Source organism: Lentzea sp. NBC_00516 (assembly GCF_036346835.1).
Taxonomy (GTDB): domain Bacteria; phylum Actinomycetota; class Actinomycetes; order Mycobacteriales; family Pseudonocardiaceae; genus Lentzea; species Lentzea sokolovensis.
In genome coordinates this window covers 1,927,003-1,948,160 of the sequence record NZ_CP107840.1, presented here as the reverse complement: position 1 = coordinate 1,948,160, position 21,158 = coordinate 1,927,003, and the positions used below count along the sequence as shown (strand labels likewise).

The following is a 21,158-nucleotide window of genomic DNA, read 5'->3' as shown; positions in this document are numbered from 1 at the left end:
CCCTGCATGCCTTTGCGGAGATCAACGGTGCGCGGCCGCGAGTTCGGTGACGCGATCCGGGCGCTGCTGCGCGTTGCCAATCTGACGAACCGAGCTGCAGCTGAATTGCTGGGCTGGCAGGAAGCCAAGCTCTCCGACCTCGTCAACGGCAAGGGCGGCACAACCGAAATCGAACTGGCCCAACTGCTCGGCTTGTGCCGGACGCCGCCGACCGAGTTCGCCCATCTCATGGCGCTGTACCACGAGACCAACGAGAAGGACTGGCTGCAGCACAAGCCGTCCAACGCTCTCTGGAACCAGCGCACCCTCGGCGAGCAGGAGAAGCTCGCGGACGAGGTCATCTACCTGTCGCTGAACGTCATTCACGGCCAGTTGCAGATTCCCGAGTACATCCGGCACCTCGTCCCCGCTTCGGGAACTCCTGCTGATCAGACCGAGGCTGTGATCGAGCACCGGAAACAGCGCCAGGAAGTGCTGTCCTGGCATCCAAAGCTCACGTTCTTCATGCAGGAACACGCGCTGCGGCTGCCGGTCGGCGGCGACGAGGTCATGTCGCGCCAGTTGCATCACCTGCTGCGGCTGGCGGTGCGGCCGAGCATCACGTTGCGCATCATTCCCACCCCGATCGGTTGCCACCCCGGGATCACCGGCGACTTCTCCCTGCTGAAGTTCGAGAAGCCCGTCGAGAACATCGTCTTCCTTGAGAGCGTCGGGGTGAAGGTGATTCTCGAAGACAAGGCTACTGTCGGCCACTACGAGACGATTGCCACCTCGCTCGAGCGGCTGGCGCTGTCCGCGGAGGCAAGTCGTGAGCTGATCACTGACATCATCGACGAGACCTGTCTCCCGCTGCCCAGTTGCGCGGAGTTGTCCACAGATCGCCGAGCGGTCGGTTGACACCGCGTTTTCGCAGCTAAATTGCTTGTGCGGCGGGTCGGGTGGTCAGCCCCCTTGGGAGGGCGGGGCCCTGCCCACCGCGCGATTTCGCCGTCCGTCGCTTCGTCAGGACTCGTCCCACGGCGAGGTGACGGAGTCGTCCCACTCGTCCTCGAAGGCGGGTCGTGGTCGCACCGGCTCCGGCAGCACGGGCGGGTCGAGCAGGGTCGCCGCGACGGCGAGCGTCTGCTCGGCCTCGGCGAGTTCCGCGGGTGACACCGTCTGCAGGAGCTGGGGTGCCTCGGCGGCCGCGGTGGCGAACAGGTCGCGGTAGGCGAGGCTTCCCGCTGCCGCGCTCATGGTCATCCGGCCGGACAGCACCTCCTGCGCCATCTCGCTCACCGGCTGGCCCGGTGCCGACCGGACGAGGTGGCGCAGCATCGCCTCTCGCAGCCGTGGCCCGTCGACGTCGCTCACAGCGGTGATCCCGGGGAGAGCAGCATCCTGGGCGGTTTGACGTCGCGCAGGCGGCCGAACTCGACGGCGTGGACCAGGCCGACGATCCCCGCCGCGCGGTCCTTGGCCTTGCCCCACAGCGACATGGCCTCGGTGACGAGTTCGAGGATCTGGGTGGCGTAGTAGGCGATGAGCGCGATGGTGGCGCCGCGCTGGAAGCCTCGGCTGAGCCGCAACGACATGGTGGCGCCCAGCCACAGGCCGGCGGCTTCGGTCAGTGAGGCGGCCACGGCGGCGAGTGCCTCGTTGAACTTCTGCGCCGCCTGGACGCCGGCCTCGTAGTGCTCGGTGAGTTTCGCGCAGATCGGGACGAAGCCGCTGACGGAGCGGGCGAGTTCGGCGAGGTACTGCTGGGCCTCGTCGGAGGCGTTGCCGCGCCACACGGAATCGGTTTCGGCGCCCGCGCGGCCGATGTTGGCGCCGATCTGTTCGCAGGCCGCGCCCACCTGCTTCCACACCGTGACGCAGCGGTGATAGGCGACCCAGTCGCCGCTGAGCCAGCGCACCATCGCCTCGAACGGGTCACTGCCCGCCGCCGTGACGCAGACGCCGCGGAGTGCGGCGACCGGGCTGAAGAGGTCCGACGAGGGGTCGTACTTGAAGAGCGGTCCGTCGTCGGCGGGGCGGTCGGGTTGCTTGAAGTGGTCGGACGGTTCGGCGACGTCGCTGAACGGCGGGCCGCGCATGGCTTTCTCGTAGCGGCTGAAGTCCGGCCGGGACATGGACGGGTCAAGGCCGCGGAACAGCTTGTCCAGCCGTTCGCGCGCTGCCTCGTCCTCGCGCATGTAGGTGTCGACGGTCTGGGTGATGGCTTTCGCGACGTACCCGCTGCGCACCGAGATCGCCTCCATCGCGCCGCGCACGAGTGCGTAGGCGTGTTCGTGGGAGGCCATCGTGTCGAGCAGGACGCCTTCTTCGGGCAGCGTGAGGTTCGCGTACTTCTCTACGTGGCGTTGCCCTGCCGCACCGTCGTCACCGGCGCGCTGCAGTTGGTCGGCGAGTTTCCCCAGTGATGCCGGTGATTCCAGGAAGAATGCGGCCACTCACCCAGTGGACCAGTGCTGGACCGGCGCGGCGATCACGCAGGCGGCGTAACCGGTTCAGCGCACGCCGACGTCGTTCCACGCCTCCCGTACGACGTTCGCCACGTCGCTGCCGTACAACGCCTGCGCGCTCGCTGTGGTGGCCGCCGCGGCGTCGGTGAAGTCCGAGTTCACGCGGAGTTTCGTGGCGAGCGCGTCGTACCAGACCTTGCCCGCGCAGTCCCAGGCGTTGCCGCCGAGGCGAGTCGCCGTGAGGTGGAACGCCTTGTTGGGGATGCCGGAGTTGATGTGCACGCCGCCGTTGTCGTTGCGCGGGTTGCCGTCGTCGGGCAGGTCGACGTAGGAGCGCATGTGGGCGGGCTGGCGGTCGAGTTGGTGCGCGCGACCGGGGTCCTTCATGGACCGCAGTGCGACGCCCTGGAGCTGGGTGCCGAGGATGCCCGCGCCGATGAGCCAGTCGGCCTGGTCGGCGGAGTGTCCCAGCGCGTGCTGCTTGACCAGGGAACCGAAGACGTCGGCCATCGACTCGTTGAGGGCGCCGGGCTGCTTCCGGTAGCGCAGGCCGGCCGTGTACTGCACGACGCCGTGCGTGATCTCGTGGCCCACGACGGTGATGTCACGGGCGAGGGCGCCGGGCTGGAAGACCTTGCCGCTGCCGTCGCCGTAGACCATCTGGGTGCCGTCCCAGAAGGCGTTGTCGAAGTCGCGTCCGAAGTGGACGGAGGAGACGAGCTTGAGGCCGTTGCCGTCGACGCTGTGGCGGCCCAGGACGTCGCGGTAGAAGTCGTAGGTCCGGTCGGCGTTGTCGAACGCGTCGTTGACGGCGGCGTCGTTGATGAGGCCGTCGCCCTCCTTGCGGCGCAGGACGCCGGGCAGGGTGCGTTCGTCGCCGCCCTGGACGTCGTGCACGGCCTTGAACTCACCGGCCGGGCCGCGCAACTGGGCGGCGTTGAGGTCGAGGAACTGCACGGCCTCGGTGAGCGTGGCGCGCTGGGCGCGCAACGTGGCGGAGGCGAGCAGGGTTCTGATGGAGTCGCGGATGTCGACGTTGCTGGTCTCCGCGAGTTCGATCTGCAGGTGTGCGGGCAGGATGAAGCAGGTCATGGGCGTGTTCCCCTCTTTCCGTACTTGGGAGGAGGGAGCGCGTCGAGCGGAAATACAGATCAGCCGCGGGCCCACTGCGTGACGACCGCCGTGCCGTCGAGCGCCGTCACCCGGATGCGGACCAGGCCCGGCGGCACCTCGGTCACCATGAACCAGCCGTCGGTGATCGGCACCGCCCGGCGCGATCGGGGCGTCTCCACCACCGCCTCGCCCTCGGCGCCGGTGACGAACCCGCGCACCACGTCGTCGATGATCTCCAGGCTGACCGTGACCCGGTCGGACTCGAACGCGAGCGACAGCGGTCCGTCGCCGCGCACCAGTGCCTCGGACTCGACCAGCTCGGCGAGTTCGGCGTCCAGCGTCCGCAACGCCAGGGCGGCGCTGCCGTCGCGCAGCACGCCCGCGGGGACCGGATCGAACTCGTCGGCGGCGGCGCGCAGGACGTCGAGGAAGTCGTCGTCGTTCATGACCGGCCCTCCAGCAGCTCGTTGCCCCTGACCAGCACTTTCAAGCGTCCCAGGCAGCGCTGGCGGATCGGCCCGATGCTGCCGACCGGCATGTCCAGCGCCAGCGCGACCTCGGTGTACGCGGGTGGCGGCGAGGCCATCAACACCCGCAGCAGGCGGCGGCAGCGGTCAGGCAGTTGCTCGAAGACCTGCCAGAGCGCGGCGTTGCGTTCGCCAGCGAGCAGAGCGTGGTCGACGTCCGGCGCGGGGTCGGGGGAGTCGGCGATCTCCTCGGCGGGTTCGGGCAGGCGCCCGGCGCGCCGCAGCAACTGCAGGCACTCGTGCCTCGCGGTCGTGGACAGCCACCCGGCGAGTCGTTCGGGCTCGGCGATGCGGTCGAGGTGTTCGACGAGCTTGATCCACGTGCACTGCACGGCGTCCGCCGCGTCGGCGTCGTTGAGCCGGTAGGCGCGGGCGATCGACCACAGCAGGCCGCTGAACTGCCTGACCAGGGCGTCCCACGCCGTCTGGTCACCACGCCCGGCCGCGGCCAGCGACGCCGATATGTCCATGCGGACATGATGCTCCTCGAGGCCGCTCAGATTCGTCGTTCGAATCCGTTCGTCGTGTTTCGCGAAATTGCCGCCCGTGAGCGCCATCACAGGTGCATGCTGTGTCCACCAGCTCAACCCGAGGACTGATGAACATGACGAGTGCGACCGCGGGCTCCCGCCACAACTGGGACTCCGACCTGGAGCGCTACCGAACGAGGGCGGTCCAGGTGCTCGACACGCACCTGCCCGCCACGACCGGCTGCACCGAATGCGGCGACCCGTGGCCCTGTGCCCGCGCCTGCAGTGCGGAGCTCGTCCTCGAGCTCTGACACCTACGAGTTCACTCGATCGAGGAACGCGCGGACCCCGGACACCATCCGTTCGACCTGTTCGTCGACCGTGATCGACTCCTTGAACCGCGAGCCGGGCCCCGCGCTCTTCTTCCCGCGCAGGTACAGCGAACACCGCAGGTCGGCGCAGATGTAGACGCCGACCGTGTTGCCCATTTGCCCGGACTTGCCGGCCTTGCGCGCGGACATCAGCGACACGCCGTCACCGGAATGCGTGGTCAGGCACCACGAGCACATCGTCTTGCGCGCCCGCCCGGCCTGCTGCGCCCGCCGCAGCGCGATGCCCATGAGCCGCCCGTCCAGCTCGATCACCAGATACGAGCGGTCGGGCGCGGCCGGGTCGGTCCACCCCAGAAAGTCCAGGTCGTCCCACGGCCGCTCGCCCAGATCCCTGGGTACGTGCATGCGCTTCGCCTCGCCCTTGGTGGAATTGACGAAGGACGCGCGGATGTCATGTTCGGTCAGCGTCTTCATGACCAGGGACGCTAGGCTTACCTAGAGGTCCTAGGCAAATTATTAAGGACCCTAGGAAGGGTGACGGATGGCACATGCGGGGCTCACGGCCGACCGCCTCACGCAGGCGGCGGCAGACCTGGCGGACGAGGTCGGCTTCGAGAACGTGACGGTGTCCGCCCTGGCCCGCCACTTCGGCGTCAAAGACGCCTCGCTCTACTCGCACATCCGCAACGCCCAGGACCTGCGCGTCCGCCTGGCCGTCCTGGCACTGGCCGAACTCGCCGACCAGGTCGCCGAGTCGATCGCGGGCCGTTCGGGCAAGGACGCCCTGGTCGCGTTCGCCAACGCCTACCGCCGCTACGCCCACGAGCACCCCGGCCGCTACTCGGCGACGCAGATGGCGCTGGACCCGGACATCGCCGCGGACAGCGCGGCCGGCAAGCACTCCGAGATGACCCGCGCGATCCTGCGCGGCTACGACCTGTGGGAACCCGACCAGACCGACGCCATCCGGCTGCTGCACAGCACGTTCCACGGGTACGTGTCGCTGGAACGCGCCGGGGCGTTCCACAGCCATCCGCGCGGGGTCGAGGCGTCGTGGCTGCGCACGCTGGACGCGCTTGATTCGTTGCTCAGGGCGTGGCCGCTGGGCTAGCCTCACGCCCATGATCGACAGAATCGAGTCCCGCGTCCGCGCATGAGCGGATCCCTGTACGAGCACGCGCTCGCGTTGCACCGCGAATTCCCCGATGAACCGCTGCCCAGAGACGGGTACCCGTTCCCGGACGAGGACCGCCACCGCGCCACCTCCCGCCGCCTTCGCAAGCGTGGCTACAGCCAGCGCAAGATCGGCGTGGACGTCGCATCAGCGCTGGACGACCACTTCTCGGCGAAGAAGTCCTCGCCCGCCCGGCTCGCCAAGACGTTGGCAGGCCTGGACGTCCCGATTCACCGCAACGACCACATCGCCGCCGCGGCACTGCGCGCCAGACGATCCGAGGTACGGCGAACCGGCCGATGGCTCGTACGGCACAGCGACAACCGGCGCGCCGCCGCTGTCGGACTGGCCCTGCTCGCGGCCGACTACGACGAACGAGACAGCCCGCTGATCCAGACCATCGGGCTGCTCTCGAACCACTTCGGCCCACTCGCCGCCGACGCTCTGGCTCGCCGCCAGGGTGGCATCGAGGCGTTGACGTGGCTGGGCGACCGGATCTCCGGCTGGGGCCGGGTCTACGTCGTCGAGACGTTGTGCAAGAGCAGCCTTGCTCGTGAGTGGCTGCTTCGCCGCGCGTGCGACGGCGATTTCCTCAACGCCTACTTCGCGGCGCAGGTAGCCACCGCCTCCCACCTGCTCCTGGCCATCAGCGCGGACGACGCCGCCGAGGAGATCGTCGACCACACCGGGCAACTGCTGGGCATCCTGACCTGGTGCGAAGGGATGGGCTCCGACCTGTGGCACTACCCGCCCGCCGCGGCGCTGGTCGAGGCCTACACCCGGCAAGTCACTCGGCTACCTCCCACCGACGTCCGCCTGCACCACCGCACTCAGCTCGCCGAAGCCCTGCAGAAGGTTCCGTTGGCAGGTCTCGACACTTCAGCTGTGGTCAGCGCACTGCTTGGATGAACTCCATGCGAGCCCTGCTGCTCTCCCTGCTGCTGACCATCGCCGTCGCGACGCCCGCCCACGCCACCAGCGGGTTCGTCGTCCTGCGCGACGTCGACCCGACCATCCAGCACGACATCCGCTACTACACCGCGCACAACTTCGTCGGCACCCGAATCGACGGCTACCGCGCGCCCCTGTGCATCCTCACGAAGCAGGCCGCGAAGGCGTTGCGGACCGTGCAGCGCGGGATGCTCAAACAGGGCTACACGCTCAAGGTCTACGACTGCTACCGCCCGCAACGCGCCGTCGACCACTTCGTGCGGTGGGCCCGCGACCTCGCTGACCAGCGCATGAAGCCCGAGTTCTACCCGCGCGTCGACAAGACGCGGTTGTTCGAGGACGGCTACATCGCCGAGAAGTCAGGCCACAGCCGCGGGTCGACGCTCGACCTGACGATCGTGAAGCTTCCCCCGCGGCACCAGCGCCCGTACGTGCCCGGCGAGCGGCTCGTGGACTGCGCGTCACCGAACCGGTTCCCCGACAACACCGTCGACATGGCAACCGGGTACGACTGCTTCGACACGCTCTCGCACACCGACGACCCGCGCGTGACCGGGCAGGCGCGCGAGAACCGGCAGTTGCTGAAGTCGGCGATGGTCGGTGCCGGGTTCCGCAACCTGGCCGAGGAGTGGTGGCACTTCACGCTCAACGACGAACCGTTCCCCGACACCTACTTCAACTTCCCCGTAGCGCGCTGAACGTGCGGCGCAGGTCGCTCACCCACGCGTCCGGGTTCTCCCACGGGATGAAGTGGCCGCCACGCTCGTGGGCATTCACGTTGACGTGGTTGAAGTAGGCGGCCAGCGGTCCGGACTTGAACGCCTGGACGCGCTCGTCGGCGGTGTGGATGCCGGGCGGGTTCTCGTAGGTGACGAAGGTGAGGCCGGTCGGGGCCTGCACGACCGGCATGCGGTCGTGCGACGGCGTCCACGGGTAGCGGTTGGCGTTGGCGTAGTAGCGCATGGACGTGGCGATGGAGTTGTTCGCCCAGAAGATCGTGGCGTGGGTGAGCAGGTCGTCCTTGCTGAAGACCGACTCGACGTCGCCGCCGTTGTCGCTCCACGAGGTCCAGCGTTCCAGCAGCCAGGCGAGCAGTCCGGCGGGTGAGTCGCTCAGGCCGTGGGCGAGGGTGGCGCCGTCGAGCATGTGCGCGGTGAGGTGGGGCGCCCAACGGTGGTCGAGTTCGATGGTGCGGGCTCGGGCGGCCGGGTCGTCAGGCAGCGGGCGGTTGCGGGCGAAGTCCCAGGCGCGGTCGCCGGTGAAGAAGTCCAGGGGCAGGCCCGAGCCGATGTGGATGCCGTGCAGCGAGTCGGCGTACTTGTGGCCGAGCTGGCTGGAGATGATCCCGCCGATGTCGCAGCCGCCGGCCGCGTACTTCTCGTGGCCGAGGGTCTCAGTCATCAGGGTGTGCCAGAGGTCGGCGACCTTCCAGAAGTTGACGTCCGGGAAGCCGGTGAGCGGGCCGGGGAAACCGAAGCCCGGCAACGACGGCACGATGACGTCGAAGTCGTCGGCGAGCGGGTCGATCACCTTCGACCAGTGCCAGAACGTCCACGGCCAGCCGTGGGTCAGGATCAACGGGATCGGGCGCGCGCTGCGGCTGGGCTTGCGCATGAAGTGGATCGGGACGCCGGCGACCGTCACCTCGTAGTGCTCGTAGGTGTTGATGGCGGCCTCGGCCCTGCGCCAGTCGAAGCCGTCACGCCAGTGGTCGACCAGTTCGCGCAGGTAGCTCGCCGGGACGCCGTAGGACCAGTCCTCGTTGCCCTCGTCCAGCGGTGAACGGGTCAGTGCCAGGCGGGCGCGCAGGTCGTCGAGGACCTCGTCGGACACGTGGATCGGCGTGGGTTCCAGTGGGAAGAGCACGCTTCAACGATAGTGATCACACGTGTCCGGCCGAGTCCTAGGAGTGCGCCGCCCCGATGGGCGGAAGAGCCCTGGTCGTGTCGGCGACCTGGGTGAACTTCGCGGTCAGGGGGGACAGCAGCGACGAGGTCATGGCCTTGTCGGCCAGGCGGCGCAGGGCCAGCCCGAGCCGGGTGCGGGGGTAGGCGATCGGCACGATCCAGCGCGGGAGGTCCTGGACGTCGTCGACGAGCGGCCGCATCCACTTCTCGTAGGCCGCGAGCCCTTCCTCGAACCGGTCTCCCGAGGTCGACAGGCACGCTGCCAGGACGTATCCGCTCACGAGCGCGAGCGAGGCACCGCCGCCGCCCATCGGGGTCACGCACCAGGCAGCGTCGCCGGCGAGGCACACCCGCCCGCGGTGCCACACGGGCATGCGGATCTGGGTGAGGTGGTCGACGTAGACGTCGGCGGAGGTGTCGAACCCGTCGAGCACGCGACGGGCCTCCCAGCCCGCGCCGGCGAAGTGGTGCCGGAACTCGGCCAGTGCGTCCGCGCGATCGAGCCGGGTGACGTCGGCGGCCCTGGCGTGGGCGAGCATGGCACGGGTGGTGCCGTGGTTGTCGGGGCGCAGGTGGACCTGACGTCCACCCGTGGTGGTGTACCAGCGCCACCGGCTGTCGTCGGAGGCCGTGCGGGGGATCGTGCCGAAGACCATGGAGATGCCGAGGTCGCGGCGATCGACCAGGTCTCCGAAGAGCCGGTCGCGGGTGGCCGAGCGGACTCCCTCGGCGAGAACCAGCAGGTCAGCGCTCAGGACGCGGCCAGAGGCGGTGGTGACGGTGACCGCGTCGGTGTCGTCGGCGACCTCGGTGATGACGTCGCCGTAGGTGATCTCGACTCCTTCCGGCAGGTGCTCCAGGATCGTGCGGGCGAAGTCGCCGCGAAGGACCTCGAACTCGGCGGTGGCGCCGTCCGGGCCGTTCGAGGGCAGCTCGGCGAGCACGCGGCCGTCGGTGTCGACGAAGACCGTGCCCGTCTCGGTGGTGTTCTGCGCCTTCACGGCCTCGGCCAGCCCCATCCGGGCGAGGACCTCGCGTCCGACGCCGCGGACGTCGACGTTCTGCCCGCCGTCGCGGAACGCCTCGGCGCGTTCCAGCACGATCACCTGCCATCCCGTGCGCCGCAGCCAGAACGCGGCCGAGAGGCCCGCGATGCTCGCACCGGAGATCACCGCGTGTCGTGCAGCCATCCGAAACTCCCCTGTCAGTAGCTTTGCCACAAAGCTACTTTGGAGCTAAGGCGTGTGCATGATGGAGAGCGACCCACTGACCGCGGACTGGACGACGGCGCAGATCGCGGTGATGCACCGCCTGCGCGACTGGGTGATCGACTTCGGCGAGCTCAACCAGCACCTCGCCACCTGGATGCGACTGCCGGGAGCCGACGCCAACGCGCTGAGCCAGATCATCTGGGCGGCCGAGACGGGCACCCCGCTCTCCCCGGTGCAGCTGTCCCGGCAGATCGGCATGACGACGGGCGCGACCACCATCCTGCTGAACCGGCTCGAAGCCGCGGGCCACGTCCACCGCACGCGAGAGAGCACCGACCGCCGCCGCGTCACCCTGCGCCCCACGCCGGCTTCTCGGCAGCGCGCCCGCGAGTTCCTCGGCCTCGCCGGCACCGAGATCGCGAACGTCCTCCACACGACACCGGCGGCCGAACTCCGCACCGTCGCGACGTTCCTGGCGAGGATGTCCGCGGCCGCGGACGAGGCGAACCTGCGTCTTGGCCGGAGCGACTGAACGTTCGCTACAGCCGTGGCCGGGTCAGCAGTCGCGACAGCACGATCGCGCTCTCGGTCCGGTCCACCGGTGCGGTCGAGCGCACGCGCTGGATGGCCTGTTCCAAGTGCGGGATGTCCCTGGCGAGCATGTAGAGCATCGCGTCGGCGGCGCCGGAGACGGTGCACGCCTCGATGACCTCGGGAATGTCGTGCAGCGCCTTGGTCAGTTCGGCCGGGGTCGGGTTGCCCTTGCAGTAGACCTCCACGAACGCCTCGGTGTGCCAGGCCATCGCCTGCGGATCCACCAACGCGCTGAAGCCGCGGATCGCACCGGTGGCGACCAGGCGGTCGAGACGTCTCTTGGCGGCGGACGGCGACAGGCCGGCCTCCTTGCCGATCTCGGCGTAGGTGGCGCGGGCGTCGCGCAGCACGCACCGGATGATCGCTTCGTCGATGTCGTCCATGCGCAAAGAATTGACACAGAGCCCCGTTCTTTGCAAAGGATGTACCGCTGATCGCCGCTTCTGGCGATTGTTTGCGCAGGTGAGCGACCCTAACCTCCGGCCTGTGACCATCAACGATGTCGAGGCGGCCGCACTGGCGGCGGTGGACGAGGCGGCGATCGGCCGGCTCCTGCTGGACCTCCTCGCGGTGCCGAGCGTGACGGGCAGCGCCGCGGAGTCCGAGTTGCAGCACGTGCTGGCCGGGCACCTGGAACGGCTGGACCTGGACGTCGACCTGTGGCCGATGAACCTGCCCGAACTGCGCGCGCACGCCGACTTCCCCGGCGGCGAAGCACCGCGCACGGAGGCGTGGGGCCTGGTCGGCGGCACCCGGAAGAACGACGGTCCGACGCTGATCCTGCAGGGACACGTCGACGTCGTCCCGCCCGGCGACCTCGCTCAGTGGGACGGAGATCCGTTCCGCCCGCGGGTGGTCGGCGACGTCGTGCACGGTCGCGGCGCGTGCGACATGAAAGCGGGCGTGGTCGCCATCCTCGCCGCGATGTCCGCGATCCGGGCGACCCGGCTGCGCGGCCAGGTCGCCGTGCACTTCGTGGTCAGCGAGGAGGACGGCGGTCTCGGAGCGTTCGGCACGCTCCAGCGCGGTCACACCGGCGACGCGTGCATCATCACCGAACCGACCGGCGGCGCGCTGATGGTCGCCAACGGCGGCGCGCTCACGTTCCGCATCGAGGTGCCCGGCCAGGCCACGCACGGCAGCACCCGGTACGCCGGGGTCAGTGCCCTCGACGCCTACCTGCCGATCCACGCCGCACTCGCCCGGTTGGAGGCGCGCCGCAACGTCGACGTCGACCCGCTGATGTCGGCCTACCCGATCCCGTACCCGCTGTCGGTCGGCACGGTGCAGGCAGGCGACTGGGCGAGCAGCGTGCCGGACCTGCTGGTCGCCGAGGGGCGGCTGGGTGTGGCGCTGGGGGAGGACCCCGCCCAGGCCCGCGCCGAACTCGAGGCGTGCGTGGCCGAGGCTTGTGCCGATGACCCGTGGTTGCGGGCGCACCCCGCCGTGGTGACGTGGCCAGGTGGACAGTTCGCCAGCGGCCGGTTGCCGGTGGGACATCCCCTCGCCGGCCTGGTCGGTGCCGCGCACGCTGACGTCAGCGGGAATTCACGCCCTGCGGAAAAGGGAGCCCCGTACGGCAGCGATCTGCGGTTGTACGCGGGGGCGGGGGTGCCCACTTTGCAGTACGGGCCCGGTGACGTCCGGCTGGCCCACGGTCCCCAGGAGCAGGTTCCGATGAGTGAGGTCGTCACCGTCACCCGCGCCCTGGTTCTCGCGACCCTGCGCACCGCCGGCTGATCTATGCGGGCGAGATCCGCAGCACGGCCGAGGTGCCCACCACAGCGACGACCACCACGGACACCTTGTTGAACGTCATCTTCGCTCCGACGCGGACCGTCGCCACGTTGCCCTGACCTCCCTCGACCAGCGTGAGCCTGTTGGAGCAGGCGTCGAGAGGATCGCAGTCGGTCGAGAAGTTCGTAGCTGTCGGCGCGAACGCCATGGTCACGGAGGCGTTGCCGACCGACGCCAGGGAGAGTGCGGCTTCAGCGGTCTGCGGGAGCCCGATGGGACCGGGGGCGGAGACCTGCACCTCGCACGTGCCGTCCGCACACGTTGCCAGGTCGGTTCCGTCGGCGGCTGCGGGCAACGCGGTCGGTGACGGCGACTGGGCAGACGTGCTGGAGGCCGTCGTAGTGGCCGGGGCAGTGGTGGGAGTGGCCTGGTCTTGGGGCGATGAGCATGCGGTCATCGCGAGCAGGGTGACCCCACAAGCGGCACCTACCAGTTTTTTCACGGGTAGATCAGATCGCGAGGCGGACGGGACCGGTCCCGTCCGCGACCCAATCCATCCAGATCCTGACCGCCGATAACGTTCACTTATCGGCGGTCAGACTTTTCGAGCCTAATTGAGTAGCGTTGCGTTGGATAACGTAACTGCACACGTAATTCTGCTACGATATTGCCGTGGAGACGAGCTGTAACTTCCCCGGCTGCGACCGCCCCGTTTTCCGAGGTGGAGGACCCGGCAGGCCCTCGGAGTACTGCGACCTGCCGGAGCACACGCGCTGGAGGGCGTGGAGGGAGCGGCAGCGGCTGGCGGAAACCCCCGAGCAAAACCTGGAGGTCGTCACCGTGACGAATCTCCCCAGGGTCTCCGGTACCGCCAAGATCAGAGCTGAAGAGCTTCTCGACCGGTTCCGGGTGCTGTCGGAGCAGATGACGCAGACCCTCGGACGAGCCGTCGGCGAGCTGAACGCGATGGCGGACCCCAGCGTCGCCGAGAGTCAGATCCAGGCAGCCGAAGCCGAGGCCGCGCGACGGGTCGCGGAGGCGCAGTCCGAACTGGCCTCCGCCGAACGGCGCCGGCACGACGCCGAGAAGGCGCGCAAGGTGGCTGAGGAGACCACTGAGCAGGCGGTGCGGGCGGCGGAGGAAGCCGACGACGCCGTGGACACGGCGGTGACGGAACGGAACGAGGCACGGGAGGCCGCGCGGGCTGCCGGTGAGCGGGCCGAGGCCGAGATCGCCGAGGTCCGGGTGCAGGCGGCGGCGCTGATCGAGGAGATCAGGGGCGAGGCGGAGCAGGCCAAGGCAGATGCGGTGAAGCACGCCGAGCAGGCTCGGCGGCAGGCCGCCAAGGAGATCGAACAGGCTCGCGCCGAAGCCCAGGCCGACATCGCGCGGGTCCGTGCCGAGGCGCAGGCCGAGATCGACCGGGCTCGTGCGGAAGCGCAGACGGTGGCCGAGCGAGCCCAGGCCGAGGTGGCGGCAGCCGAGCAGGTTCGCAGTGATTCGGCGGCGCAGGTGGAGAAGGCGCGCGCCGAGGCCGCGGAGACGATCAGCCGGGCTGCCAAGGCTCGTGACCAGGCGGTGGTGCGCGCGGAACGGGCCGAGCAGGCCGCAGCGGATGCCCGTGCCGAGCTGGAGCGGTCACGCGCGGAGTTCGAGACGCGGTTCGCGCAGGTCAGGCAGGAGAGCGCTGACCAGGTCGCGGCGGTGCGGCAGACGCTCGCCGTGGTGGAGGACGCGCGCGCTCAGACGTTGACGCGGGCCGAACGGGCCGAGCGTCAGCTGGACGAGGCGGCGGAGGAGCTTCGGGCGGCGCGGCGGGCGAAGACCTCGTCCTGAGAGGCGGCCATCTCGCGGAGTGCGGACTTGCGTTCGCGCTGGGTGAGGCGGTCCAGGTAGAGCCTGCCGTGCAGGTGGTCGGTCTCGTGTTGCAGGCAGCGGGCGAAGTAGCCCCTGCCCTTGACGACGATCGGGTTGCCGTCCTGGTCCTGGCCGCGCACGACGGCGCGGTCGGGGCGGGCGACCACGCGGTACGGGCCCGGCACGGACAGGCAGCCTTCGGGTTCCTCGAGCAGCGTGCGCTGGTCGGCGGGGAGGTCGTCCAGCACGGGGTTGAGGATGTGGCCGATGTGGTGGGTGCCCCGTTCGTCGCGCATGTCCCACACGAACAGCTGCAGGTCGACGCCGACCTGGTTCGCGGCGATGGCGGCGCCCTCGGCGACGTGGTTGGTGGCGAACATGTCCTCGATCAGCCGGGTGAGCTCGGGTGTGCCGAACTCGGTGGCCTCGCGGCAGCGGCGGGTCAGGATCTCTTCGCCGACGACGGTGATGCGGCGCGGTGCGCCTCGGTGGAGCTCGGACATGCTTTGCAAAGTAGCAGTCTTTGCAAAGTTATCGGTAGGGTGCGTCCATGTCTCGACGGCCGCTTCCGGACCATCCCGTGCGCATCGCGTTGCTGGACCTGCTGGCCGAGCACGGCACGCTGACCTCCACCCAGGCCGCCGCGCGGCTCGGGCAGAGCTCGGGGTTGTGCTCGTTCCACCTGCGCCGGCTCGCCGAGCTGGGGTTGATCGAGGAGGCGCCGCACCAGGGTGGCAAGGCGCGTCCGTGGCAGCTGAGGTGGGAGACCGAGGACGAGCCGGCGCCGGAGGAGACGTTCAGCGCCCTCATCCACGTGACGCCGCAGGAGATGGCGGAGATCGGCGCGTCGATCCGGCGGCTGCTGTTCCGCTACCGCGACCGGGGCACGCGCCCGGCGGACGCGGTGGCCGTCACCGCGGAGGTCCGGCTGCTCAACGGCGACCCAGTAGGCTGACCCGGCGATGGAAGAACTGAAAGGCGACTGCGCCAACTGCTTCGGGTTGTGCTGCGTCGCGCTGCCGTTCGCGAAGTCGGCGGACTTCGCGGCCACCAAGGACGCGGGCACGCCGTGCCGGAACCTGCTGGCCGATCACCAGTGCGGCATCCACGACCAGTTGCGGCCCAAGGGGTACGCCGGCTGCACGGTCTACGACTGCTTCGGCGCGGGTCAGCGGGTGTCGCAGACGGTGTTCGACGGCGTCGACTGGCGCATCGCCGAACGAGAGAAGATGTTCGCGGTGTTCCCCGTGGTCCGGCAGCTGCACGAACTGCTCTGGTACCTCGCCGAGGCCGGCCGCCTCGACCCGCACGACGACCTGGCCGCCGCGTTCGCCGAGGTCGAACGGCACACCGTCGCCGCGCCGGACGCCATCCTGGCGCTCGATGTCGCGGAGATCCGGGCCAAGGTGAACGTCCTGCTGCTGCGCACCAGCGAACGGCTGCGGTCCAGTGCCAAGTCGTACCGGGGCGCGGACCTGATCGGCGCGCGACTGCGGAACAAGAACCTGAGCAGCGCGGACTTCCGCGGCACGTACCTGATCGGCGCTGATCTGACGAACTCCGACCTGTCGCGGGCGGACATGATCGGCGCCGACCTGCGGGGCGCGGACCTGTCGGGTGCGGACCTCAGCACGTGCCTGTTCCTGACCCAGCTGCAGGTCAACGCCGCGCGCGGCAACGCCAGGACGAAGCTGCCGGACGCGCTCACGAGGCCCGCGCACTGGACTGCGAAGCCCTCCCGGCGCCGCTGACTGTCAGGGCGGTGTCAGCGCCCGCTGCGAACGTGCCGTTCATGAAGAAGGCATTGCTGATCATCGCGGCCGCCGTCGCGGGCCTGCTCGCGCCCGGAGTCGCGCACGCCGAGACGCCACCGGGGTGTGCGTCGGCCCAGCAGATCGGGTCGACCGCGTACGTGAAGATGGGCGGGCAGACCGCCGCGTCGGTCAAGCAGTTCGCGGGCTGCGGCAAGAACTGGGGCTACGTCTTCGTGTGGGCCGACTGGGCCGCGAAGTACGACCTCTTCCACGTCACGGCCGCGGTCACGACCGACGACGGCACGAACCACGGCAAGGTGATCGGCCGGATCGACCAGCGCGAGGTGTGGTCCAAGGCCACCGCCACGATCGCCAGTTGCACCCGTGCGCTCGGCGTCGTCTCGCTCGGGGAGGACGGCTGGAGCGCCTACTCGAGCCGTCGTTGCTGACCTCGACAAGGAGCTGACCTGTCCGAACACTTTGACTGAAATTTCAGTCAGGGTTACCGTAAGGGTATGAACAGGCGCAACTTCGTGCAGTCGGCGGCAGCGGCCATCAGCGGTCTGTTCGCCGGCTGCACGAGCGAGTCCAGCGGTGCCAGTGACAGGTCGTGGGTGATGCCCGAGGAGGGGCAACCGCACCGGCGGACGTGGATGGCGTTCGCGGCCAGTGAGCGGATCTGGGGCCGGGATCTGCTGCCTCAGGTACGTCGTGACCAGGCCACGATCGCGACCACGATCGCCCGGTTCGAGCCGGTGTCGATGCTGGTGCGCGCCGAGGACCTCGATCTCGCCCGGTCACTGCTGCCGGGGGTCGAGCTGGTGGTCTCGGAGCTGGACGACCTGTGGATGCGCGACACCGGTCCGGTGTTCGTGCGCGACGGTGGCGCGGTCGACTTCAACTTCAACGGCTGGGGCGGCAAGCAGGAGCACCGTCGCGACGCGAAGGTCGCGGGGTTCGTCGCTGGTCAGGCCGGTGCGCAGCGGGTGCGCACGGATCTGGTGCTGGAGGGCGGCGCGCTCGAGGTCGACGGTGAGGGCACGGCGATCATCACCGAGAGCTGCGTGCTCAACGGCAACCGCAACCGGGGCTGGACGAAGAGCGACGTCGAGCAGGAACTCGCGCACCTGCTCGGGGTCAGGAAGGTGATCTGGCTGCCGGGCATCGCCGGGCAGGACATCACCGACGGCCACACGGACTTCTACGCGCGCTTCGCCGGTCCCGGCGTGGTGGTGGCGGGGCTGGACAACGACCCCGAGTCGTTCGACTACGACGTGACGCGCCGCCACCTGGAGATCCTGCGCGCCGCGACCGACGCCGCGGGCAGGCCGTTGCGGGTCGAGGTGCTGGAGGGGCCGGAGACGGTGCGGGTGCGCGATGAGGACTTCGCGGCCGGGTACGTCAACTTCTACGTCTGCAACGGCGCGGTGGTCGGGCCGGAGTTCGGCGACCAGCGGGCAGACGCCGCCGCGAAGGCGACGCTGGAGCGACTGTTCCCCGGACGTACGGTGGTGCAGATCAACATCGACGGCATCGCGTCGGGCGGTGGTGGCATCCACTGCACCACGCAGCAGGAACCCCGCTAGGAAGGACATCGTCTTGTCGGAGCGCAGGACCGGGATGCTCGAGGCCGCGGTGCGGGTGATCGCGCAGGACGGCGTGCGCGGGTTGCGCGTCGAGAAGCTCGCGGCCGAGGCCGGGGTGTCCACGGCGTTGATCTACTACCACTTCAAGGATCGCGCCGGGATTCTGCGGGCGGCGCTGGAACACGTGAACGACCGGGCGCGGTCCTACACCGGCGGCGCGGAGTCCGGCGATCCGCGCACCCAGGTCGAGCGGATGCTCCTGGACGAGTTGCAGGACGACGCGCACGTGCGGGAGACGAGCGTCGCGTGGGGTGAACTGCGGGCCAGCGCGGCGTTCCACGAGGAGCTGCGCGCGACGTTGCGCACGGCCACCGAGGCGTGGAACTCCGACGTCGAAACCCTGCTGCGCCAAGCGAATCCCGGTCTCGACGCGGCGGCGGCCGCCGAACGGCTGACCGCGCTCGTCGAGGGCCTGAGCGAGCGCTGGCACAGCGGCTCGCTGACCCTGGAGCGAGCGCGGGAACTGCTGTCTGGCGCGATCGCCCGTGAGCTGAGCTAGACCGACAGCCGTTGCTGGGCGACGGCGCGCGCGAAGCCCTCGACGTTGTCGATCATGATGTTGTGGCCGGTGTTCGGCACGGAGACGAGCTGGACACCGGACGCGGCGAGCTCGCGGCCGCCGCTGGGCGGTGCGTCCTCGGGGTGCAGGAAGACGCGCGGGATCTCCAGTTCCAGCAACAACTTGCGCATCGTCGGCGAGGTGCCGCGGACGAGGTCGACGGCGCTGCGGTAGAGGGCTTCGCGGCCGGCCATGCGCATGGTGGCGGCCCAGTGCGGGCCGACGTCGCGCAGCACGCGGTCGAAGCCGTGGGCCAGGAAGTCGGCCTCACCGTAGGCGGCGATGCCCCGGCTGCCGGGCGCGCCGAGCGACGGGGTGTGCGGGTCGATGTGGGGGTCGACGAGCACGAGGGAGCGCACCATCTCGGGGTGGCGCGCGGCGAGCACGATGGCGACGGCGCCGCCCATGCTGTGGCCGATGATCTCGCTGCGGCGCAGCCCGATCTTGGCCAGTGCCACCGCGAGGGCGTCGGCGTGGCCCTCCAGTGAGTAGGCGAAGCCGCTGGGCCGGTCGCTGATGCCGAACCCGAGCAGGTCCATCATCAGGCTGCGGCGCCCGGCCAGCAGCGGGTGCGCGACGGCTTCTGCGTAGTACGGAGCCGACGAGGCGCCCAGTCCGTGCAGGTAGACGCGTGCGGGCGAGGCGCCCGGCACTTCGACCCAGCGGATCCGGACCCCAGGTCTGATCTCGACGGCGCGCATGTCTCTCCCGGCGGTTAATCGGTGTCCGGACCCTACCCCGCGCTCAGCCGAGCCAAGAGCGGTTTCGAGAGTCCGTTCTCATCTAGTCAACGAGCCGCGCGGACACCACTGCGAGCAGCAGCGTCACGGCGGTGAAAACGAAGGTGTAGCCGAATCCTATGGCGGCGTGCAGGGGACGTGATCGCGCTCCCTCGCACAGCTGCAACTGCCAGTACCCCGCACCGAGGCCGAAGACCAGCCAGGGCAGGACGACCAACGCGGTCGCCGGCTCGCCCAGCAGGCCGCTGACCGCGAACGGCGTGGCGGCGGTGAGCAGGCCGGTGCCGATGGCCATCGCCCACGGTCGTTCGGTGGGGTCACCGGAGACGCGTCCGGCGGCGGCCGCGATCACGGCCGCGAGAACGAGGGCGCCGGTCGGGACGAGGAGCATCCAGGCGTCGTGCTCGCCGGTGATCGGGACGAGGGCGAGCGCGATCAGCAGTACGACAGCGATGGGTGTCAGCGGGAGCACCCATGCGCGGCGAAGGGCCATCGCGTGATGTTCGTCCACCTGAACGCTGGCCGACAGCGACCGAACGGCGTCTTTTAACCGCGTCGGGGCGAATTGGCAACCTCTTGGCCACCAAGGGTTCCGGCATGTGGGCACCGTTGGTCGATCTCGTTCTGGTCCGGATCATGGCTGTCACACCGACGGATTGGACGGCCGGCATGCGACAACTGATCCTCCTCGCGCTGGTGGGCCTCGGCGCGCAGCTCGTCGACGGCAGCCTCGGCATGGCGTACGGCGTGACCTCGACGACCCTGTTGCTCGCGATCGGCACCAACCCCGCCGCGGCGTCGGCGACGGTGCACCTGGCCGAGATCGGCACGACGCTGGCGTCCGGGTTCTCGCACTGGCGGTTCGGCAACGTGGACTGGAAGGTCGTCGCGAAGATCGGCATCCCGGGTGCCGTGGGCGCGTTCGCCGGTGCGACGTTCCTGTCGAGCCTGTCCACCGAGGTCGCCGCGCCGGTCATGTCGCTGGTGCTGCTGGCGCTGGGGCTGTACGTGCTGATCCGGTTCACGACGTTCGGCCTGCCGCGCACGAACCTGGGCAAGCCGCTGCGCAAGAGGTTCCTGGCCCCGCTGGGCCTGGTCGCCGGGTTCGTGGACTCGACCGGTGGCGGTGGCTGGGGACCGGTGGGCACGCCCGCGATCCTCGCGAGCGGCCGGTTGGAGCCGCGCAAGACGATCGGGTCGATCGACACCAGCGAGTTCCTCGTCGCGGTGGCCGCGAGCGTCGGTTTCTTCGTGGGCATCGGCAACGAGGGCGTCAACTTCACCTGGGTGCTCGCGCTGCTGGCCGGTGGCCTGATCGCCGCGCCGGTAGCGGCCTGGCTGGTGCGGCACATCCCGCCGCGCGTGCTGGGGTCGGCGGTCGGTGGCGTGATCATCCTGACCAACGTCCGCACGTTGCTGCGCAGCGACTGGATCGACGCGAGCGACGCGGTGAAGTGGCCGATCTACGGCCTGATCTACGTGGTGTGGGGCGCCGCGCTGGCGTACTCGATCCAGCAGTACCGCGCGAACCGCGACGAGGAACGCGAGGTCGTGGGCGAGAAGGTCTAGACGCCCAGGGCCGCGCGCGCGGCCGTGACGGTCGCCGCGCGCAGCTCGTCTACCGGGGTGTCGGGGAACTGCATGGTGCAGTCCTGCATGCCGCCGAACGCCAGCACCGCCCTGGTCTGCTGTTCCAGCGTCGCGTCCGGCCCGAACACGAGGCAGGTGAGGCGGGCGCGCCAGGACAGCACGACGTCGATCAGGCCCAGCTCCGCGAGCGTGGTCAGCTCGGTGAGCAGCAGCAGCATGTCCTTGCGGTGGCGGTGGTGGAAGTCGAAGAAGCCCTCCACCAGTTCCAGCGGCGCTACCTCGGCGCGTTCCTCCATGCGTGCGAGGAACCCCTCGCCGTCGTCGAGCAGCGGGGTGACGATGCTGCGGACCAGGTCTTCGCGTGAGGCGAAGTGGTAGTAGAGCGCGGGTTTGGTGATGCCGAGGCGGTCGGCGATCTCCTGCAGGCTGGTCTGCTGCACGCCCTGGGAGGCGAACAGCTCCCGTGCGGTCTGCAGGATCCGCTGCTTGGTGTCGGACTTGGCCACGCGCCGAATCTTACTTAACGATCGGTAAGTCGCGGGTGTAGGC

General features: G+C 69.6%; 28 protein-coding genes. 14 read left to right on the top strand and 14 right to left on the bottom strand.

What is annotated here, in order from left to right:
• Window positions 1-6: 6 nt before the first annotated feature.
• Entirely contained in the window at window positions 7-897 is an 891-nt protein-coding gene (locus OG205_RS08725) for a helix-turn-helix domain-containing protein (RefSeq protein ID WP_330275738.1), read from the top strand.
• Window positions 898-1,002: 105 nt separating this feature from the next.
• On the opposite strand, the gene OG205_RS08720 is transcribed toward OG205_RS08725, so the two are convergent.
• Genes OG205_RS08720 through OG205_RS08700 form a run of 5 tightly spaced genes read right to left on the bottom strand, consistent with a single transcriptional unit; the run spans window position 1,003 to window position 4,557 of the window.
• Window positions 1,003-1,353 (bottom strand): hypothetical protein, encoded by a 351-nt coding sequence (locus tag OG205_RS08720; RefSeq protein WP_330275737.1) that lies wholly within the window; start codon window positions 1,351-1,353, stop codon window positions 1,003-1,005.
• Window positions 1,350-2,435 carry a hypothetical protein gene (locus tag OG205_RS08715; RefSeq protein ID WP_330275736.1) on the bottom strand — a complete coding sequence of 362 codons (1,086 nt, stop codon included), beginning with the start codon at window positions 2,433-2,435 and terminating at the stop codon, window positions 1,350-1,352. The genes OG205_RS08720 and OG205_RS08715 overlap by 4 nt, the downstream gene beginning before the upstream one ends.
• A gap of 57 nt (window positions 2,436-2,492) precedes the next feature.
• The gene (locus tag OG205_RS08710) at window positions 2,493-3,539 is read right to left on the bottom strand and encodes a M4 family metallopeptidase (protein ID WP_330275735.1); all 1,047 of its coding nucleotides are present in this window, start codon (window positions 3,537-3,539) and stop codon (window positions 2,493-2,495) included.
• Window positions 3,540-3,598: 59 nt separating this feature from the next.
• The gene (locus OG205_RS08705) at window positions 3,599-4,006 is read right to left on the bottom strand and encodes a hypothetical protein (protein WP_330275734.1); all 408 of its coding nucleotides are present in this window, start codon (window positions 4,004-4,006) and stop codon (window positions 3,599-3,601) included.
• Window positions 4,003-4,557: an RNA polymerase sigma factor gene (locus tag OG205_RS08700; protein ID WP_330275733.1), complete on the bottom strand. Its 555-nt coding sequence runs from the start codon at window positions 4,555-4,557 to the stop codon at window positions 4,003-4,005. The genes OG205_RS08705 and OG205_RS08700 overlap by 4 nt, the downstream gene beginning before the upstream one ends.
• Before the next feature lie 134 nt (window positions 4,558-4,691).
• On the opposite strand from OG205_RS08700, the gene OG205_RS08695 reads away from it, so the two are divergent.
• Window positions 4,692-4,868, top strand: coding sequence for a hypothetical protein (locus OG205_RS08695; RefSeq protein WP_177320742.1), 177 nt, complete (start codon window positions 4,692-4,694; stop codon window positions 4,866-4,868).
• A 3-nt stretch (window positions 4,869-4,871) separates the two neighbouring features.
• Here OG205_RS08695 and OG205_RS08690 read toward each other — a convergent pair whose 3' ends face one another.
• Window positions 4,872-5,363: an FBP domain-containing protein gene (locus tag OG205_RS08690; RefSeq protein ID WP_330275732.1), complete on the bottom strand. Its 492-nt coding sequence runs from the start codon at window positions 5,361-5,363 to the stop codon at window positions 4,872-4,874.
• 67 nt (window positions 5,364-5,430) lie between these two features.
• Between OG205_RS08690 and OG205_RS08685 the strand changes: the two genes are divergently transcribed.
• Genes OG205_RS08685 through OG205_RS08675 form a run of 3 tightly spaced genes read left to right on the top strand, consistent with a single transcriptional unit; the run spans window position 5,431 to window position 7,712 of the window.
• Complete coding sequence (locus tag OG205_RS08685; protein ID WP_330275731.1) at window positions 5,431-6,000, top strand: TetR/AcrR family transcriptional regulator; 570 nt, start codon at window positions 5,431-5,433, stop codon at window positions 5,998-6,000.
• A gap of 42 nt (window positions 6,001-6,042) precedes the next feature.
• Window positions 6,043-6,972 (top strand): hypothetical protein, encoded by a 930-nt coding sequence (locus tag OG205_RS08680; protein WP_330275730.1) that lies wholly within the window; start codon window positions 6,043-6,045, stop codon window positions 6,970-6,972.
• Between the two features lie 5 nt (window positions 6,973-6,977).
• Window positions 6,978-7,712: a M15 family metallopeptidase gene (locus tag OG205_RS08675; RefSeq protein ID WP_330275729.1), complete on the top strand. Its 735-nt coding sequence runs from the start codon at window positions 6,978-6,980 to the stop codon at window positions 7,710-7,712.
• On the opposite strand, the gene OG205_RS08670 is transcribed toward OG205_RS08675, so the two are convergent.
• On the bottom strand, window positions 7,690-8,880 hold the full coding sequence (locus OG205_RS08670; RefSeq protein WP_330275728.1) for an epoxide hydrolase family protein: 1,191 nt from the start codon (window positions 8,878-8,880) through the stop codon (window positions 7,690-7,692). The two genes, OG205_RS08675 and OG205_RS08670, sit on opposite strands and share 23 nt — an antisense overlap.
• A 37-nt stretch (window positions 8,881-8,917) precedes the next feature.
• A complete protein-coding gene (locus OG205_RS08665; protein WP_330275727.1) occupies window positions 8,918-10,111 on the bottom strand; it encodes an FAD-dependent monooxygenase in 1,194 nt (397 codons plus the stop codon).
• A 58-nt stretch (window positions 10,112-10,169) separates the two neighbouring features.
• On the opposite strand from OG205_RS08665, the gene OG205_RS08660 reads away from it, so the two are divergent.
• Window positions 10,170-10,664 carry a MarR family winged helix-turn-helix transcriptional regulator gene (locus OG205_RS08660; RefSeq protein ID WP_330275726.1) on the top strand — a complete coding sequence of 165 codons (495 nt, stop codon included), beginning with the start codon at window positions 10,170-10,172 and terminating at the stop codon, window positions 10,662-10,664.
• 7 nt (window positions 10,665-10,671) lie between these two features.
• Here OG205_RS08660 and OG205_RS08655 read toward each other — a convergent pair whose 3' ends face one another.
• Window positions 10,672-11,109, bottom strand: a complete 438-nt coding sequence (locus OG205_RS08655) for an Lrp/AsnC family transcriptional regulator (protein ID WP_330275725.1) — start codon at window positions 11,107-11,109, stop codon at window positions 10,672-10,674.
• Window positions 11,110-11,212: 103 nt separating this feature from the next.
• Between OG205_RS08655 and OG205_RS08650 the strand changes: the two genes are divergently transcribed.
• Entirely contained in the window at window positions 11,213-12,466 is a 1,254-nt protein-coding gene (locus OG205_RS08650; protein ID WP_330275724.1) for an ArgE/DapE family deacylase, read from the top strand.
• A gap of 1 nt (window position 12,467) precedes the next feature.
• Here OG205_RS08650 and OG205_RS08645 read toward each other — a convergent pair whose 3' ends face one another.
• Window positions 12,468-12,920 carry a hypothetical protein gene (locus OG205_RS08645; RefSeq protein ID WP_330275723.1) on the bottom strand — a complete coding sequence of 151 codons (453 nt, stop codon included), beginning with the start codon at window positions 12,918-12,920 and terminating at the stop codon, window positions 12,468-12,470.
• A 215-nt stretch (window positions 12,921-13,135) separates the two neighbouring features.
• Between OG205_RS08645 and OG205_RS08640 the strand changes: the two genes are divergently transcribed.
• Window positions 13,136-14,299, top strand: a complete 1,164-nt coding sequence (locus tag OG205_RS08640; protein WP_330275722.1) for a hypothetical protein — start codon at window positions 13,136-13,138, stop codon at window positions 14,297-14,299.
• Here the strand turns inward: OG205_RS08640 and def are convergent.
• Window positions 14,239-14,823: a peptide deformylase gene (gene def / locus OG205_RS08635; protein ID WP_330275721.1), complete on the bottom strand. Its 585-nt coding sequence runs from the start codon at window positions 14,821-14,823 to the stop codon at window positions 14,239-14,241. The genes OG205_RS08640 and def overlap by 61 nt on opposite strands.
• A 47-nt stretch (window positions 14,824-14,870) precedes the next feature.
• On the opposite strand from def, the gene OG205_RS08630 reads away from it, so the two are divergent.
• The 5 genes from OG205_RS08630 (at window position 14,871) to OG205_RS08610 (ending at window position 18,219) form a co-directional block, all read left to right on the top strand.
• The gene (locus tag OG205_RS08630) at window positions 14,871-15,275 is read left to right on the top strand and encodes a winged helix-turn-helix domain-containing protein (RefSeq protein WP_330275720.1); all 405 of its coding nucleotides are present in this window, start codon (window positions 14,871-14,873) and stop codon (window positions 15,273-15,275) included.
• Between the two features lie 7 nt (window positions 15,276-15,282).
• Window positions 15,283-16,071 (top strand): pentapeptide repeat-containing protein, encoded by a 789-nt coding sequence (locus tag OG205_RS08625; RefSeq protein ID WP_330275719.1) that lies wholly within the window; start codon window positions 15,283-15,285, stop codon window positions 16,069-16,071.
• A gap of 41 nt (window positions 16,072-16,112) precedes the next feature.
• Entirely contained in the window at window positions 16,113-16,523 is a 411-nt protein-coding gene (locus tag OG205_RS08620; RefSeq protein ID WP_330275718.1) for a hypothetical protein, read from the top strand.
• A gap of 66 nt (window positions 16,524-16,589) precedes the next feature.
• Complete coding sequence (locus OG205_RS08615; protein WP_330275717.1) at window positions 16,590-17,660, top strand: agmatine deiminase family protein; 1,071 nt, start codon at window positions 16,590-16,592, stop codon at window positions 17,658-17,660.
• Between the two features lie 13 nt (window positions 17,661-17,673).
• Window positions 17,674-18,219, top strand: coding sequence for a TetR/AcrR family transcriptional regulator (locus OG205_RS08610; RefSeq protein ID WP_330275716.1), 546 nt, complete (start codon window positions 17,674-17,676; stop codon window positions 18,217-18,219).
• Here the strand turns inward: OG205_RS08610 and OG205_RS08605 are convergent.
• A complete protein-coding gene (locus OG205_RS08605; protein ID WP_330275715.1) occupies window positions 18,216-18,980 on the bottom strand; it encodes an alpha/beta fold hydrolase in 765 nt (254 codons plus the stop codon). The genes OG205_RS08610 and OG205_RS08605 overlap by 4 nt on opposite strands.
• 82 nt (window positions 18,981-19,062) lie before the next feature.
• Entirely contained in the window at window positions 19,063-19,512 is a 450-nt protein-coding gene (locus OG205_RS08600) for a hypothetical protein (RefSeq protein ID WP_330275714.1), read from the bottom strand.
• Window positions 19,513-19,688: 176 nt separating this feature from the next.
• On the opposite strand from OG205_RS08600, the gene OG205_RS08595 reads away from it, so the two are divergent.
• A complete protein-coding gene (locus tag OG205_RS08595) occupies window positions 19,689-20,588 on the top strand; it encodes a sulfite exporter TauE/SafE family protein (protein WP_330275713.1) in 900 nt (299 codons plus the stop codon).
• Here the strand turns inward: OG205_RS08595 and OG205_RS08590 are convergent.
• Entirely contained in the window at window positions 20,585-21,115 is a 531-nt protein-coding gene (locus OG205_RS08590; protein ID WP_330275712.1) for a TetR/AcrR family transcriptional regulator, read from the bottom strand. The genes OG205_RS08595 and OG205_RS08590 overlap by 4 nt on opposite strands.
• Between the last annotated feature and the right edge of the window lie 43 nt (window positions 21,116-21,158).

What these genes read in the sequence shown, in the direction of transcription:
- OG205_RS08725 (WP_330275738.1), top strand. Translation starts at nt 7, where the DNA reads ATGCCTTTGCGGAGATCAACGGTGCGCGGCCGCGAGTTCGGTGACGCG.
- OG205_RS08710 (WP_330275735.1), bottom strand. Translation starts at nt 3,539, where the DNA reads ATGACCTGCTTCATCCTGCCCGCACACCTGCAGATCGAACTCGCGGAG.
- OG205_RS08705 (WP_330275734.1), bottom strand. Translation starts at nt 4,006, where the DNA reads ATGAACGACGACGACTTCCTCGACGTCCTGCGCGCCGCCGCCGACGAG.
- OG205_RS08700 (WP_330275733.1), bottom strand. Translation starts at nt 4,557, where the DNA reads ATGGACATATCGGCGTCGCTGGCCGCGGCCGGGCGTGGTGACCAGACG.
- OG205_RS08695 (WP_177320742.1), top strand. Translation starts at nt 4,692, where the DNA reads ATGACGAGTGCGACCGCGGGCTCCCGCCACAACTGGGACTCCGACCTG.
- OG205_RS08690 (WP_330275732.1), bottom strand. Translation starts at nt 5,363, where the DNA reads ATGAAGACGCTGACCGAACATGACATCCGCGCGTCCTTCGTCAATTCC.
- OG205_RS08685 (WP_330275731.1), top strand. Translation starts at nt 5,431, where the DNA reads ATGGCACATGCGGGGCTCACGGCCGACCGCCTCACGCAGGCGGCGGCA.
- OG205_RS08680 (WP_330275730.1), top strand. Translation starts at nt 6,043, where the DNA reads ATGAGCGGATCCCTGTACGAGCACGCGCTCGCGTTGCACCGCGAATTC.
- OG205_RS08675 (WP_330275729.1), top strand. Translation starts at nt 6,978, where the DNA reads ATGCGAGCCCTGCTGCTCTCCCTGCTGCTGACCATCGCCGTCGCGACG.
- OG205_RS08665 (WP_330275727.1), bottom strand. Translation starts at nt 10,111, where the DNA reads ATGGCTGCACGACACGCGGTGATCTCCGGTGCGAGCATCGCGGGCCTC.
- OG205_RS08660 (WP_330275726.1), top strand. Translation starts at nt 10,170, where the DNA reads ATGATGGAGAGCGACCCACTGACCGCGGACTGGACGACGGCGCAGATC.
- OG205_RS08655 (WP_330275725.1), bottom strand. Translation starts at nt 11,109, where the DNA reads ATGGACGACATCGACGAAGCGATCATCCGGTGCGTGCTGCGCGACGCC.
- OG205_RS08645 (WP_330275723.1), bottom strand. Translation starts at nt 12,920, where the DNA reads ATGACCGCATGCTCATCGCCCCAAGACCAGGCCACTCCCACCACTGCC.
- def (WP_330275721.1), bottom strand. Translation starts at nt 14,823, where the DNA reads ATGTCCGAGCTCCACCGAGGCGCACCGCGCCGCATCACCGTCGTCGGC.
- OG205_RS08630 (WP_330275720.1), top strand. Translation starts at nt 14,871, where the DNA reads ATGTCTCGACGGCCGCTTCCGGACCATCCCGTGCGCATCGCGTTGCTG.
- OG205_RS08625 (WP_330275719.1), top strand. Translation starts at nt 15,283, where the DNA reads ATGGAAGAACTGAAAGGCGACTGCGCCAACTGCTTCGGGTTGTGCTGC.
- OG205_RS08620 (WP_330275718.1), top strand. Translation starts at nt 16,113, where the DNA reads ATGAAGAAGGCATTGCTGATCATCGCGGCCGCCGTCGCGGGCCTGCTC.
- OG205_RS08615 (WP_330275717.1), top strand. Translation starts at nt 16,590, where the DNA reads ATGAACAGGCGCAACTTCGTGCAGTCGGCGGCAGCGGCCATCAGCGGT.
- OG205_RS08605 (WP_330275715.1), bottom strand. Translation starts at nt 18,980, where the DNA reads ATGCGCGCCGTCGAGATCAGACCTGGGGTCCGGATCCGCTGGGTCGAA.
- OG205_RS08600 (WP_330275714.1), bottom strand. Translation starts at nt 19,512, where the DNA reads ATGGCCCTTCGCCGCGCATGGGTGCTCCCGCTGACACCCATCGCTGTC.
- OG205_RS08595 (WP_330275713.1), top strand. Translation starts at nt 19,689, where the DNA reads ATGCGACAACTGATCCTCCTCGCGCTGGTGGGCCTCGGCGCGCAGCTC.